This window comes from Kribbella sp. NPDC026611 (genome assembly GCF_040638345.1).
Taxonomy (GTDB): domain Bacteria; phylum Actinomycetota; class Actinomycetes; order Propionibacteriales; family Kribbellaceae; genus Kribbella.
The window spans coordinates 206,967-221,133 of sequence record NZ_JBEZYC010000013.1; the positions used below are offsets into that span (position 1 = coordinate 206,967).

Here is a 14,167-nt window from a genome sequence, read left to right on the forward strand (position 1 = left end):
ACGGGACTGGCTCGCGCCTTCCCGGCGGTCGTGCGGCGAACGTGGTTTCCGGGCCATCCGGCATCACCTACGCGTCGGCACGTGCACCGTCACGCCGTCCTTCGTGACGGCGGAGTAGTCGCGGAACCTGCGCGGCTGAGAGCTCGGCGCCTTCCGGCGCACCCGCTGCCCCTTCGGCGGTCCTTCCCGAAGGCTCGCCGAGTGCGAGTGGATCCGCGGCTCGTACCGAACCTCATTGACCGACGCCTGCACCGGCCGCCGCGAATGCCGGGCACGCTGCGCCTCAGCGTTGCCACGACTCCCACTACTCGAACTCCCACCAGCAGACGCAACACCAGCCGACGTCACGGTGATGGTGGGACGCTTGTTGGCATCCCTGGACTGCGCCCGAGAACGCGCAAGATTGAGCGCCGAACTCGTCCGCGTGGGATTCGCGGCGGCAGCCAGCCGACCACCGGCTGCAGCGCCTGCGGCCTGCTGCCCGCCAGGCCCAAATCCACCCGGCGATGCACCGGCATCAGCCCGCCTCCGCTCGGCCCCGGTCGTCAACTCGTAAGGCGAACTCGCGGCTCCGCCCCGACCCAAAGAACCAGCAACCGGAGCCTGCCGATACACACGAACCGAAGAGACGCGCTGAGTGCTGGGCTCTGTACTGCGAACGCGATCACGGCTGCGCTCAGTCGGCGCAGGGGACGCACCTCGACTGCTGAGTGCCCCCATGGCTCGTCTGACCACGCTCATCGCCCCACGCCGAGCCATTCCACCGAGCATGATGCTTCCAGCGCCCGGCCGCATCATCGTCGTCAAACTGTCGAGCAACCGCCGCAACCGGAAGCCGACGATGAGAACCGCGATGGAAAGACCAGTTACGGGCAGCCAGCCCAACGTGCCGGTAAGGGTGAACACCGCTGTCACCAAGGTGAGCGCCGTCCCGAAGACAAGCATGGCCAGGAATGATTGGAGCACCAATCCGACGAGCGCCTCGAACCAGTTGAGTCCCCATTGGCGCGGCCTGCCTGGAATAATCCACAAACAGGCAAAGAAAACACCGACGACGAGGAGAAGCAATGCGCCGACGAATGCCATGAGCGCAGTGAAGGCCAAGCCGATGTTGAGGAACCCGAACAGTGTCGCCGCGATTGCCGCAAGCATGACCACGGCAGTCCTGCCGAATGGGTTGTCTCCCTTCACCCATTTCGCGGTCGGTGAATCCTCACCGCCCTCAGCCGGGACAACGACCTTGTTCACATAGTCCGCTCTGTCCTTCGGGTTGACCCCGACGTCAAGCATTCCCTTGCCATATCGCTCACAAGCAGCAATCGAGCCGAACTCGGCGATGCACCATGGAGTCACCGCAAATCCGCGCCAACTCGCGTCGGCGGACTTTCGCAACAATGTGTCCTTCGCAGTTCCCGTGAATCCTGGCTCGGGCCAGGCGATGGGGCTCTGCATCGTCGGACCCAGCGCGTCGGATGATGCGGACATCACTGCCCCTGCCCCGAGTTGCCGCGCTCCGTCGACGCCTCTAAGCCAAGTCGCGGGCGCAACAGCGAAGCTGATGCTCAGCACGCCTGCCACAAATACCCAGATCAGCTGCCCGAGCGCGCTCCCGGTCGCACGGCGCTGGGTGTAAGCGGCGACGGCGCCGAAGGCCAGCGCCGAAGGCAGCAGCCAACCCACCAACTGTGTACCAGTTGCACCGATCGTCGCCGACGTGGCGTCCGTCAGCGGCTTGACATCCGTGAAGGAGAAAAGCCACCAACCAACGGAGATCGCCGCCCTCGTGATCGCGACGATGTACATCATCACGAGGTACGCATATCCGTTGAAGATCATGTTGAACGTGTCGGTCAGGCCGGTGTCGAAGTCCAGCCCGTACGCCATCGGTGTGTACTGCTCGAAGAGGGTGCGGGTGTCGCCGTGGGTTAGGTCGGGGGTGGGGAGGAGGTCGGCGAAGCCGGTGGGGTTCGTCGGACCTTGGTTGGGGTCGGCGGCGAGGGCTACCTGCGCGGTGACGATGAAGGAGATGGTGAGGACGGTGGCCGCGGTTCGGAGGCGGCGGGGCCACCTCATGCGACGTGCTCCTTGTTGGTGGGTGGGGGGCGGTTGGGGTCTGGGGGGGAATCGTTGTGGGCGGGGTACATGGCCTCGTTGTAGGCCGCTTCGTCTGCTTCCTGGTCGTAGACCTCGTCTGGGCCTATGGGGGATTCGTAGCGGACGGGGGGTTGGGGGGGCTCTGTGGGGGTGTGGCCGTTGGAGGGTGCGGCGGGGGTGGCAGCGGCGGGGAGATTGTGGGTTTGGCCGTTGGGGGTTGGGGGGTGGCCGGTTTGTTGGGCTACGGGAGGTGCGGCTTGGGCTACCGGCGCCGCGGGTTGGGTTACTGGGGCCGCAGCTTGGGCTACCGGCGCTGAGGGGGCGTGCGGCGGTGGGGCGGCCGGGGTGGGGGTGTCTTGGAGGGGGGTGGTGGGGGGTTCTTCGTAGGGGATGTGGGCCTGGGCTGTGGCGGCTGGTTCGAGGGGTTCTTCGTAGTCTTCGGCGAAGGGGTCCGCGGGTAGCTGGGGGGTTGGGGCGGGAGCCGCGGGCGTGTTGGCGTGTTCGGATTCGGGAGTGGTGCGGAGGAGGGCTGCTACGCGCTGGCTGGGGATGTCGATCTGGACGGTGGCTACCTCGTCCCAGCGGTCGCGCATGATGCAGTGACCGTGGCGGATGGACTTGCCGTTGGCGGCGGTGTTGATGCCGCGGACGAGCGTTTGGTACGGCGCTGTCTGCGGGCGGCCCAGGAGTTCGAGGAGGGAGTCGACCTGTTCGCGGGAGCGGAGGCTGAAGGCGAACAAGGTGGTGATCTGCTCGACCAGGCCGGGGAGCTTCAGGATCGACGCCGGGTCCTGGGTGTCCAGGACGAGGGACGCGCCGAGGGCACGGCCGACACGGGCGATGTAGTCGAGGAAGGATGCGCCGTCGGGCGTCTTCGTCAGCAGGTGGACCTCGGGGACGATGACGACCTTCGAGCGGCCGCGGAACTCGCGGCGGCCCGTCGTACGGACCATCCAGGCGAGGCAGCCGCGCAGACACGCCATACCGACGCGCTCGATCGGTGACCAGGACTCCGGCGCCGACTCGGGCGACGGCAGGGTCAGGCCGGGCATCTGGACGACCCACAGACCGGGGTTGGTGGTCAGCGACGACAGACCGGACGGCGGGCCGGCGACAACCGAGCCGAGGCCCGTCTCGACCAGGTCGCGCAACGCGAAGCCGACGGTGCGGACGGTCTCGGAGTCGGAGTTGCAGAGTCGCTGGATGACTCCCCACGACGAGGGGTCGGGCGACTGGATCTCCGCACGGGTCGCCGCCATCACCGGCGCCTCGGCCGCGCCACGCAGGTGCGGAGGCAGCAGCAGCATCAGCTGCGACGGTGCCTGCAGCAACGCGTCGTCGACCGGCAGCACCCGCAGCAGGTCCGCGGCACCGGAGAACTGGGCCGTGATCTCAATGACAGCAGTCGGTACGCCGTACTCGGCAGCAACCGCGGATACGCCCGCCGCGTCGCCCTTCAGGTCGAGCAACGGCACCCATGCGCCGGCGAAGGCCGAGTCAAGGCCGCCCATCATGGCCGCAGTCGTCTTGCCTCGACCGGACCGGCCCAGGAAGAGCGTGGTGGTCGCGTCACCGAGCGCAGAGCCTGCAGCCGCGTCAAAGCGCACCAGACCGGGCGTAGACCCGGTCAGGTACCCAATGGCCGGCCCGGTGGCGTCACCGATCGACGCACCGCCCCAGAACCACGAGCCGAAGAAGGCGGTCGACTCTCGCACGTGTCCGAGGTCGGGCACGCGCAGCTGGTCGCCCGGCAGCGACTCCAGCCACAGGTCCCGCTGCTCGTCGGCACCTGCGGCCACGGTGATGCCCCGGTCCGCGTAGTGCGCGATGACCGCGTCGACGTACGCCTCCAGGTCCTCACGCGTGTCCGCACTCACCAGCAGGCGCGGGTGGTCCTCCACCAGCGTCAGACCGCTCCGGTTGATGTCGCGCTTGACCTCACGCATGACCCGCTCGGTCTCGACGATCTCGTCGGCGGTCTCCTCCGCCGTACCCTTCGCGGCCGACCTGCGCTGTTCCTTCGCGCTCTTCCGGGTCTCGTCGACCAGGTGCCGCGCGGTCTTCTTGGTGAGCACCCGGAACCGCACCGAGGCCTCGACGGTGACGTCGATCTCGTCGCCGTCGTCGTCGATCGCCTTGATCTCGGACAGCGTCCGCAGCCACTCCCCCGCGCCGGGCGTCTCCAGCTCCTCAGGGAAGTCCGTCATCGCCAGCACAGTCGTGTACGCCGCGATCTGCCCACGCGTGTCGTAGATCCGCAGGTGGTCGGTGTACGGCACCACCCGGCCGGACGTCAGCCGCGCCAGCGACGCACCGGTGATCAGACCACGCCGCGGCGCAGCCACGGCACCGCGGTGCATCTCCCGGCTGATCAGCCACGAGATGACCTCAGCCGGCGCAGTATGCGCCCGCCACACGGTCGAGCCGAGCTGACGAGCGAGCTTGCGCACCCGCTCGTCCAGGTGCGCGAGCTCACGTGCGCTGACGCGCCAGGAGGTCGTGCCAAGAGCGTCGCTGATCGACCCACGGACCTGTGCGGTCGCCCGCGGATCACGGTCCGACAGGTGTACGCCGAGAGCGACATACCGCTCCGGCATGCGCATCTCGTCGATCCGGTCCGCACGGGTCTGCGCCCACGCCTCGTGGTCGCCCAGCCGGTAGTGGCCGGCGATGGAGTCGATGTAGTCCTGGCCGGTCGAGCGGCCCCAGACGACCTTGAGGTGGCTGAGCCGGTCGCCCAGGATCGTCGCGGCCGCGCTGACGGCCGCGTCCAGGGCAGCGTCCTGCTCGGCCTCGGTGGCCAGGTCGGTGTTCGCCACCGAGATCAGGAACCACGCCTCGGCGCTGCGCTCGGTCACCAGCAAGCCGTCGGCGATGGCGACCAGGCGGGGCGGCGGCAGGCCGCGCTCGCGGCCGACGCCCACCAGGTTCAGGAGCTTGTCAGCGATCTTCATCCAGGCCTCTTCCCTGATGACGTCCTGCGACTGACCCGTTGTACGTGATCCGAACCCAGCAGGCGGGCCCGCTGGTTCACGGTGATGTCCGCACCGGCGCGGACCATCGGATCGAGCTCCACCACGACCTCGCGCTCCCACTCCGGCGTCACTCTGGCCTTGGCCAGGTCCGCCACCTTGCGGGTCGCGACGCGCTCACGCCAGGGCAGGTACTCCGTCTTGTCCGCGGCCCGGGCACCGAGCCCGATGATCGGGCGGTGGGCCCGCAACGCGTAGCGGACCGACAAGGCCCACTCGGTCACGCGGCGGCGGCGTTCGTGGAACTTACCGGGACGCCAGCCGAACGCGGTGATCACGAACGGCGGGACGATGTACAGGCTGACGGTGGTCTTCTGCGGCACCCCGATGAACGGGAACAGCAGCGCGACCCAGAGCACGATGATCACCGCACCGAAGATGATCATCCGCCTCCGGGCGCCTTCTCCCAGATCGATGCCGAGCAGGTCGTACTGCCGGGTCTCGATCTCGAAGTGGTGAGTGAGGGTACGGCCGACTCGCATCAATTACCCCCGGAGAGCAATCCCCAGAAGCCCTTGAGCACGTTGATGGTCTGGTTGTTGGCGTAGATCAGCCCACCGACCAGGACCCCGGCCGCGATATGGCCGAACAGCTCGCCCCACTCGCGCTTGAAGTAGTGCCCGATGGCGCGCAGCACGAGGATCGCGATGAAGATGTTGCCCGCGATGACCAGGACCCAGTCCTTGAAGTCCGCACCCGTCGGGACGTTGGGGTCGGCCATGGGCACGGCAAGCTGAACCACGCTCGCAGCCAGTTCGTGCGTCATCATTGCGGTGTCTCCCTTGTTGCCTCGGTCGTCCGACGGCTCGTCGCTGTGGTCATCCGACGGCTGCCACTTGCCATCGTTGTGCTCCGTCCGTGGCGACAGTACGCCTCAACGTGAGCGTGTAAGTCTGGTCCAGAGTGGTCTCGCCCACCCCGTCCCAGGTGACGGCTGCGGTCGCCCGCCGCTCGTCGTCGTTACCCGCGTAGACCTGCCAGTCCTTCAGGTCGCCGAACTTCACCGCGCCGCCCAGGCTGCGGATGTTCGAGCCCGGTGCGGCCACTGCCGACACCTTGTCGTCCGACTCGGCGTACGCACTGAAGAACGCCTGGGCGTCCTTCTCCGTCGCCTTGGTCAGCTCGTCGTCCGGTGCGCCGGCGTCCGGCATGTTGTCCGGCAGCGCCGCCCGGGTGTCCGGTACGAACGTCGGCGGCCCGCTGGCCACCACCCGGCCCGTGGTCCGGGCGACCGGGACCGACAGCCGGTCCCAACTGAACGGTCCGGCGGCCCATACCTTCCCGCGCTTCACGAAGGTCTGGATCCGGACCCGGACGTCGACCGCGGCGGTGATCCCGTCCGGCGCGACCGTCACCTCGCCCGGGTAGGCGACCGAGGCGGTCTGCTTGCCGCGACCGTTCCAGCCGGCGCGGCTGTCCAGTCCGGCGGCCAGGTCCAGACCGATCTGGGCGGGCCGCTGGTCCGGGTTGTCCTCGTCCCACGTCAGGTAGGAGACGCCGTACCGCGTGGCGACCGCGCGGGCCTCGTCGGACGGGAAGCTGTTCTGCCCGGTGACCACGGTCTCCGGCGTGCGGTTCGGCGCGATCCAGGACCGGACGCCACTGATCGCGGCCAGGAGCAGCACGACCACCACCAGGCCGCGAAAGAAACGCCGGGCCCAGGTGGAGAACGACGACTCGGGCTCGGTCGACCACGGGGTCTGCCCCGGCTCGAGAACCTCACGCGCAGGCCCTGGCGCGGCGTGCGCGCCGTGGGCACCATGGGGGGAACGCTGTTTCAAACGTTCGGGTGTCCGCGGTCCGGGCTGCGGCGGCTGCTGGTGCTGCGGAGCATCCGACGGCCGCGACGCAGGACGACGCGGCGGAGCCATCACACCACCGTTGGGAGGCGGGCCCTGGTTCTGGGGAGCGGAGTACTGCGCTGCTACGCCCTGCGCCTGGCGAGGGGTGGGTGACACCGGTCCACCGGGGTGGTCCCACCACTCCGGTGCGGTGCTCTGTGGGCGACCTCTGCTCGCCTTCTTGGTCCGGCGCTGGTCCGACCAATGCTCACCTTTTGGCGGCAGATTCAGTGCAGTTCGCCACCAACTCATCCCTACCCGCCCCTCAGACAGCAGTTACGCGGACAGTAGCCGGGAGAATACGGCAAGCGACTGTCCACCGGGAGACCTCAGCCGAGGATCCGGAGGCAACATCGCTCCCCGCAGCCATACTGTTACCCCACTCGCGGGCAGTGTCACCCTCACCGGGCAAGCGTGACACCTTCGGTACCGTCGTCATAGCTCCTCTCTCATCCCCGTTCCGGTCGCCCAGGCAGCGCACACCATGCCACACGCCGCGGACAGATTCGAAAATCCGTGCGAACAACATGGTAAAGAACCGATCAACTGATCACGCATAGTAACCGATCTACCGGTGCCCCTGTGGAAAACTCTCCCGTGCCGCAGGGGTCAAAATCGGGCTGTGGACAACCGCTTGCCGACGGCCCGCGCGGGCATAAGGTCGTGGTAACCCTGCTACCCCTGGAGGACCAGGATGGAAACTCGCCGACTGGGCCGGCTCGACCACCAGAGCTCGGTGCTGATCTACGGTGCCGCCTCGCTCGGAGGCGTCGACCAGGACCGCGCCGACGCCTCGATCCAGGAGGCCCTGGACGCCGGCATCAACCACTTCGACGTGGCGGCGGACTACGGCGACGCCGAGCTCCGGCTCGGCCCGCGGATGCCGGAGATCCGGGACCGGATCTTCCTCGCCACCAAGACCGGCCGCCGCACCTTCGAGGAGGCCTGGAGCGAGATCAACCGGTCGCTGGAGCGGCTGCAGACCGATCACGTCGATCTCATTCAGATGCACGCGGTCTGCGACCTGGAGAACCTTGATCTCGTCACCGGCAAGGGCGGTTCGCTCGAGGCCGCGGTCCGGGCCAAGGACGAGGGCATGGTGCGCGCGATCGGCATCACCGGTCACACCGCGCAGGCGCCGTCCGTGCACACCGAGGGCCTGCGCCGGTTCGACTTCGACAGCGTGCTCACGCCGCTCAACTACAAACTCTCCACCGACCCGCAGTACGCCGCTGACTACGCGGCGCTGGTCGAGGCCGTCAAGGCGTCCGACGCGGCGCTGATGACGATCAAGATGATCGCCCGGCGGAACTGGCACGACGGCGAGGAGAAGGCGTACGACACCTGGTACCGGCCGTTCGACGAGCAGCGGTACATCACCGCCGCGACCGCCTGGCTGCTGAACGGGCACCCGGAGATCACCGGCCTCGCGACCGCGGGTGAGACCCGGCTGCTGAACCAGATGATCGTCGCAGAGCGCGAGCGCGCCGACCTGACCCCCGAGGCCGCCGCCTCGATCCTGCAGGAGGTCCATGACTACGAGTCACCGTTCGTGGACATGCCGATCTGACACGTGGCCCAGGTCACAACCCGGCTCCGGATTCCGGTCGCTTCGGGACGGCGTGGTTGGGTACGAGGCGCGCGGGAACAACTTCGGGGCAGTTCGCTGTTGACACCGCTGTACTCATCTACTTTCGGAGGTCGTAGTGGCAACGGTCGAGCTGACCCAGGAGAACTTCAACGAGGTGGTCGGTAGCGACGGCCTGGTGCTGGTTGATTTCTGGGCAGAGTGGTGTGGCCCGTGCAAGATGTTCGGACCCGTGTTCGAGAAGTCGTCGGAAGAGCACACGGACATCAAGTTCGGCAAGGTCGACACCGAGGCACAGGTCGAGCTGGCGCAGGCGTTCGACATCCGGTCGATCCCGACCCTGATGGCGGTCCGCGACGGCGTCGTCCTGTACGCGCAGCCGGGCGCCCTGCCGGCCGCGAGCCTGGAGGACCTGATCGGCCAGCTCAAGGCGGTCGACATGGAAGAGGTCAAGGCCCAGATCGCCGCCCACGAGGCGGAGCACGGCACCGAGCCGCACACGCACTGATTCAGTTCACGGAATCCTGGGACTCACCCCGAGTCCCAGGATTTCTTTTGCCACCTCGCGGCGCGCGGGACCGCGCTCGATCCGGGCGTTGGTCTTGATCGCGTTGACGAGCTGGTTCCGCTGGGTGTCCGAGAGCCGACCCCAGCCGTCCCGGACCACCTTCAGCGCGTGGTACTGCTCGTTGCCGGTGAGCGACCTGTCGATCGCCTCCTGCAGGACGTCGCCGTCGACGAGCGAGAGGTCGCCCTGCATCAGCCCGAGGGCGAGGACCCGGACGATCGGTGAGCCGTTCAGGAACAGCTCCCGTACCTCCGCCTTGTCGAACTTCTCGACCGCGGCAGCGTTCGACACCCGCTGCACGATGCGGTCGAGGACCTCGCCGCGAATGCCCTTGAGCTCCGGGTCGCGCAGCTCGGTGTAGATGGTCGCGTACGCATCCAGCTGGTCGGCGAGACCCAGCCGGCGGAGCGCCTCGGCGGTCTTCCGCGCGTTCACCGCGATCTGCCGGATCAGCTCGACCTCGAACTGGCCGGCCCGCAGCTTGACCAGCCGGTCGACGATCGACGGCATCACCAGCAGCAGCAGCCCCGCCGCGAGCACGATCAGCAGCTCGCCCTCGGTCGCGCCGGTGAACAGCCCCACCAGCCCGGCGACCAGCAGCGCGGCACCCAGGACGAGGCACAGGATCCGCCCCGCCACATCGATCATCGGACGCGCGGTCACCGTCCACCCCGGCGTGTTCTTCTGCCGGTGCGCAGCCCCGTGCTCAGCTTGTTCGGACATCGCCGCCGCCTCCGTACGTCGTCCCCGATCGCTGATCGCCCCCATCCATACCCGGATCTGCACCGATTAGCCACCTTCCACAGGAGAGGATGGGGACATGCGGCTGATCGGGGCGGTTGCAACGGTGGTGCTGGTCGTCGGCGGACTCGCGCTGACGGGGTACGGCGTACTCGAGCTGTGGCTGCAGCACGGCGACTACCAGGTCGGGTTCAAGCACTCGGGCGACGGTTGTGGCGTGCAGAAGGTCCAGCTGAGCCTGGAGAGCGGGAGGCCACTGTTCTGTACGTCGTTGCCGACGGCGCCGGCCGGCACGACCGCAGCCTTCCCGGGCTTCACCGAGGAGCAGAACTCGGACGTGATCGCGCTGGCCGAGCAGCTCGCGGACGACGGCGGGTTGTCGGCGGACGACCAGGAGCAGATCCAGGACCAGGTCGACGCCTACGCGAGGAGCGTCGCACCGGAAGCGCGTCCGCGGCACGGCTTCTGGTGGGGTACGACGAACCTCGCCGGCGGACTCGGCGCGCTCGGCCTGGGCGCGCTACTCCGGTCGGCTGCGCGCACCCGGACTACGAGTCGCGTGAGCTGAGCACGCAGAATTCGTTGCCCTCGGGGTCGGCGAGCACCGTGAAGCTCGCGCTGTCGGGCTGACCGATGTCCACCCGCGTCGCGCCCAGCTGCTCCAGCCGAGCGATTTCGGCGTCCCGGTCCTGGGAGGTGTGCGGCGCGAAGTCGAAGTGCAGACGGTTCTTCACCGTCTTCCCCTCGGGCACCGGCACGAAGACCATGCCAGGCCCGATCTGCTCCCACGGAGTGTCCTCCGTCGCGGCCTCGTCCACCCAGCCCGGAATGTTCACGCACTCGTTGTCGGAGGCGTAGATCGTCTTCCAGCCGATGGCCTCGGCCCACCACGCGGCTTGTTTGCGAACGTCGTGGCAGTCGACCACGACCGTGTACCAGCGAAGAACCATGCGGACACCCTGGCAGAGGCCACCGACAGAAACCAAAGCCGGCAGACAACAGGGCCGGCAGAAGACAGAAGAGCGGGCCCTGGGCAGGGAAACAAAGCCAGGGCCCGCTCTGTGGCTGACCGGAGCGGCGACGTTGGTGGCCGGCGGAGGCGCGGGCAGTGTGAGGAGCACTGCCCGATCAGGGTCACCGAGAGGGGCTGCTCGCAGAAACGGTCAGCAGGATGGAGGGGCCACGTCCTTGGGCCCCTCCTGGCCGTCAGCGGAGGGTCGTCAGCGGAGGGGGTTGAACGGGCGCAGTTCCTCCGGAGTACGGCCGGTGGTGATGGTCTCGGCCAGCAACTGGCCGGTGATCGGGCCGAGGGTGATCCCCCACATCCCGTGCCCGCCGGCCGCGAACACGCGCGGCGACGCGGTGGCGCCGATCAGCGGCAGGCCGTCCGGGGTGCAGGGCCGCGGGCCGACCCACTCGAAGGTCCGCGCGTCCAGGTCGGCGTCGCGCAGCAGCGGCCGGGCGGCCTCGACGATGGCGCCGATCCGGCGCGGGTCGAGCTTCGCCTCGGGCTTGCGGAACTCCATCATCCCCGCGACGCGGAGCCGGTCGCCCAGCGGCGTGCAGGCGATCCGCTGCGCCGGGAAGTACACCGGGCCGGCCGGTACGTGCGCGATCGGCACGCTGAAGCTGTACCCACGGCCCGCCTGGACGACGGTACGGACACCGAACTGCCGGGCCAGGTCGCCCAGCCAGGCGCCGGTCGCCATCACGACCGCGTCGAACGGGTCGGTCTCGCCGTCGCCGGTGATCAGCCGGACGCCCCGGATCTCGTCGACGATGTCCTTGACCACGACTCCGCTGATGATCTGCCCGCCGCGGGCGAGGACCGAGTCGGCCAGCAGCTGGACGTACTGACCGGGGTTGATGAAGCGCTGGCCGTGCAGCCGGATCGCCGCGCCGATCTCGTCGGACAGCGACGGCTCGATCTCGCGGGCGTCGTCGCCGGTGATGGCCTCGAACTCGATGCCCTGGCCGGCAGCGTGGATCTGCTCGATCTCTTCCAGCAGGACCTTCCGCTCCTCGACGGTCCGGTACGCCGCCAGGAACGACTTCGCCTCGTACGTCTGCGCCTCGACGCCGGCCTTGGCCAGGAAGTCGAACGCCGTCAGAGCCTGCCGGTTGATCGGGACCAGCGACTCCATCGCGGTCTGCCAGCGGCCTGCGGTGCTGTTGCGAGCGAAGCGGGTGAGGAACTTGACCAGCCGGGGGCTCGCGGACGGCGGCACGTACACCGGGGAGGAGGGGCTCAGCACCGCACGGACGCCGTACTTGAGGACGGCCGGCTCCGGGAGCGGGGTGGCCAGGCCGGGGGTCAGCCAGCCGGCGTTACCCCAGGACGCGCCTGCGGCGACGCCCTCGCGGTCGAGCACGGTGACGTCGACACCGGCCTCCTGGAGGAACCAGGCAGTGGCCAGACCGACCATGCCCGCGCCGACGACGGCGACGCGATCCGGAACGATATGCGTGGAACCAACGGTGGTCATGTATCGATGGTGCGGCCGCCGAGAGCCGCTGTCATGGTGCGATCACACCATATACGCGACAAATTACGGTGCTCATCGCACAATAACCTTATGATCTCCGCGTCTGACCTGATCACCGCCGTCGGCCCTGCCCTGTTCGAGGTGGTGGTGACCGGCAAGGGCGACAGCGAGGTGCGGGACGTGTTCCTGGCCGACCCGCAGGAGCCGGCGACCGGCCAGCCGGGCGATCTGGTCCTCGGAGTCGGTCTACGCGACGCAGAGGATGCGGTAGAGCTGGTCGAGCGCTGTGCGGCCGGCGCTGCGTCCGGTGTGGTGCTGCGTACTGCGCTCGCGCACGAGGCGGCCGTGGTCACCGCAGCGGAGCGGTCGACGCTCACGCTCGTCGCGCTGCAGCCGGGCGTCACGTGGGCCCACGTGGTCTGGCTGCTGCGCGGCGTCATCGACCGGGCCGGCGCACCGGACTCCCCCGCCGCTGGTGACGCCGGTGTGCACCAGGAGCTGTTTGCACTGGCTGACGCGGCTGCCGCGATCGTGGACGCCCCAGTGACCATTGAGGACAACCAGTCGCGAGTACTGGCGTACTCGTCGGGGCAGGACTTCACCGACCCGGCCCGGGTCTCCACGATCGTCGGCCGTCGAGTACCGCCGGAGGTGATCGCTCACTTCCGGGCGCGGGGCATCTTCCGGCGCCTGGCGCGGTCCAGCGATCCGTTCCTGGTCCCTGCGGGTCCTAACGGCATCCGGCCGCGTCTCGTCGTACCTGTCCGGGCTGGTGGCGAGTGGCTGGGGTCTATCTGGGCTGTAGTGGACGGTCCGGTGAGTGACGAGGTCACTGCGAAGCTCAGCGACGCTGCGTCGGTGCTGGCGTTGCACCTGCTGCGGCTGCGGGCTCAGGCGGACGTGGCGCGGCGTAGTGCGATTGACCGGTTGCGGACGATGCTGCGGCAGTTCTCGCCGGACAGTCCGGTCGACGTACGCCTTCCGCCGCACCCGTGGCGTGTGGTCGCGCTCGGCTCGCCGGACGGCTACGACGTACCGCAGCAGCTGGACCTGTGGGAGTCGATCGGCCGCCGGCATGGTTGGAGCGAGCCGCAGCTGGCTGACCTCGACGGGACCGTGCTGGCAGTCGTCACCGCGGACGCGGACGGACCTGGGTCGTGGAACTGGTTGCAGAAGCTGGTGGTCGAGTCCTCGCCGGGTACGGTCGCCGCAGCCGGCGGTCCGGCGCGCGGACCGGCCGACCTGCCGAGCTCACGGGCCGAGGCGGTCGAGCTGCTCGGTCTGGTACGGCGAGGTGTCGCGGCGGGGCCTGCGCTGCGCGTGGAAGAGGCGTGGCACGTGCTGACCGTCCATCGAGCGGTTACCTCACTTGATACCACCAAGCTGGATGGTCCGCTCGCCACGCTGCTCCGGCACGACATCGAGCACGACACCGGGTTCGTCGAGACGTTGCAAGCCTGGCTGGACTACCCCGGGCAGCCGCAGCGGGCGGCGCGCCGGCTTCACTTGCACACCAACACCTTGCGGCACCGGATGAAGCGGATCGGTGAGATTGCGGAGCTCGAGCTCTCGGATCCGATGCAGCGGCTCGCCCTGCAGCTGCAGATCGCGACGGTGCGAACGGAGCACTGAGACCTACGCCACAACGCCGTGTAACAAGGCTTCACATTCCGGCAACTGCCGGGCAACATCCGGCTGACAGAGTCGTTCCTGCCAGCCGGTCCGGCCTTTCACCAGGAGGCCGGAACGGCTTCGGTCCGAGCTTTTCACCAGGAAGCTCGGGCTTTGCGTGGCCCGGCGGTTGTCTGAGTGATCGC

General features: G+C 68.5%; 12 protein-coding genes. 4 read left to right on the forward strand and 8 right to left on the reverse strand.

From position 1 onward, the window contains the following. Positions 1-63: 63 nt before the first annotated feature. The 5 genes from AB0E69_RS38130 to AB0E69_RS38150 are packed head-to-tail and all read right to left on the reverse strand — an operon-like array spanning position 64 to position 6,907. Complete coding sequence (locus AB0E69_RS38130) at positions 64-2,073, reverse strand: hypothetical protein (protein WP_360158186.1); 2,010 nt, start codon at positions 2,071-2,073, stop codon at positions 64-66. Beyond that, positions 2,070-5,048: an ATP-binding protein gene (locus AB0E69_RS38135; protein ID WP_360158189.1), complete on the reverse strand. Its 2,979-nt coding sequence runs from the start codon at positions 5,046-5,048 to the stop codon at positions 2,070-2,072. Before AB0E69_RS38135 ends, AB0E69_RS38130 begins: the two co-directional genes overlap by 4 nt. Next, on the reverse strand, positions 5,045-5,608 hold the full coding sequence (locus tag AB0E69_RS38140; RefSeq protein ID WP_360158192.1) for a hypothetical protein: 564 nt from the start codon (positions 5,606-5,608) through the stop codon (positions 5,045-5,047). The genes AB0E69_RS38135 and AB0E69_RS38140 overlap by 4 nt, the downstream gene beginning before the upstream one ends. Then, positions 5,608-5,892, reverse strand: a complete 285-nt coding sequence (locus tag AB0E69_RS38145; RefSeq protein ID WP_233714649.1) for a hypothetical protein — start codon at positions 5,890-5,892, stop codon at positions 5,608-5,610. Before AB0E69_RS38145 ends, AB0E69_RS38140 begins: the two co-directional genes overlap by 1 nt. A gap of 52 nt (positions 5,893-5,944) precedes the next feature. Continuing rightward, positions 5,945-6,907 carry a conjugal transfer protein gene (locus tag AB0E69_RS38150; protein ID WP_360158196.1) on the reverse strand — a complete coding sequence of 321 codons (963 nt, stop codon included), beginning with the start codon at positions 6,905-6,907 and terminating at the stop codon, positions 5,945-5,947. 754 nt (positions 6,908-7,661) lie between these two features. Between AB0E69_RS38150 and AB0E69_RS38155 the strand changes: the two genes are divergently transcribed. Both AB0E69_RS38155 and trxA read left to right on the forward strand, forming a co-directional pair. After that, positions 7,662-8,537 (forward strand): aldo/keto reductase, encoded by an 876-nt coding sequence (locus AB0E69_RS38155; RefSeq protein ID WP_360158199.1) that lies wholly within the window; start codon positions 7,662-7,664, stop codon positions 8,535-8,537. Positions 8,538-8,673: 136 nt separating this feature from the next. Further along, positions 8,674-9,063 (forward strand): thioredoxin, encoded by a 390-nt coding sequence (gene trxA, locus AB0E69_RS38160; protein ID WP_360158202.1) that lies wholly within the window; start codon positions 8,674-8,676, stop codon positions 9,061-9,063. 6 nt (positions 9,064-9,069) lie between these two features. Here trxA and AB0E69_RS38165 read toward each other — a convergent pair whose 3' ends face one another. Beyond that, positions 9,070-9,909, reverse strand: coding sequence for a hypothetical protein (locus AB0E69_RS38165; RefSeq protein ID WP_360158205.1), 840 nt, complete (start codon positions 9,907-9,909; stop codon positions 9,070-9,072). A gap of 34 nt (positions 9,910-9,943) precedes the next feature. On the opposite strand from AB0E69_RS38165, the gene AB0E69_RS38170 reads away from it, so the two are divergent. After that, a complete protein-coding gene (locus AB0E69_RS38170; protein ID WP_360158208.1) occupies positions 9,944-10,432 on the forward strand; it encodes a hypothetical protein in 489 nt (162 codons plus the stop codon). Here AB0E69_RS38170 and AB0E69_RS38175 read toward each other — a convergent pair. After that, positions 10,413-10,814 carry a VOC family protein gene (locus AB0E69_RS38175; RefSeq protein WP_360158211.1) on the reverse strand — a complete coding sequence of 134 codons (402 nt, stop codon included), beginning with the start codon at positions 10,812-10,814 and terminating at the stop codon, positions 10,413-10,415. The genes AB0E69_RS38170 and AB0E69_RS38175 overlap by 20 nt on opposite strands. A gap of 270 nt (positions 10,815-11,084) precedes the next feature. Next, on the reverse strand, positions 11,085-12,350 hold the full coding sequence (locus AB0E69_RS38180) for an FAD-dependent oxidoreductase (protein WP_360158214.1): 1,266 nt from the start codon (positions 12,348-12,350) through the stop codon (positions 11,085-11,087). 90 nt (positions 12,351-12,440) lie between these two features. Here AB0E69_RS38180 and AB0E69_RS38185 point away from each other — a divergent pair, with 90 nt between their 5' ends. After that, positions 12,441-13,982 (forward strand): helix-turn-helix domain-containing protein, encoded by a 1,542-nt coding sequence (locus tag AB0E69_RS38185; protein WP_360158217.1) that lies wholly within the window; start codon positions 12,441-12,443, stop codon positions 13,980-13,982. Positions 13,983-14,167: the final 185 nt, after the last annotated feature.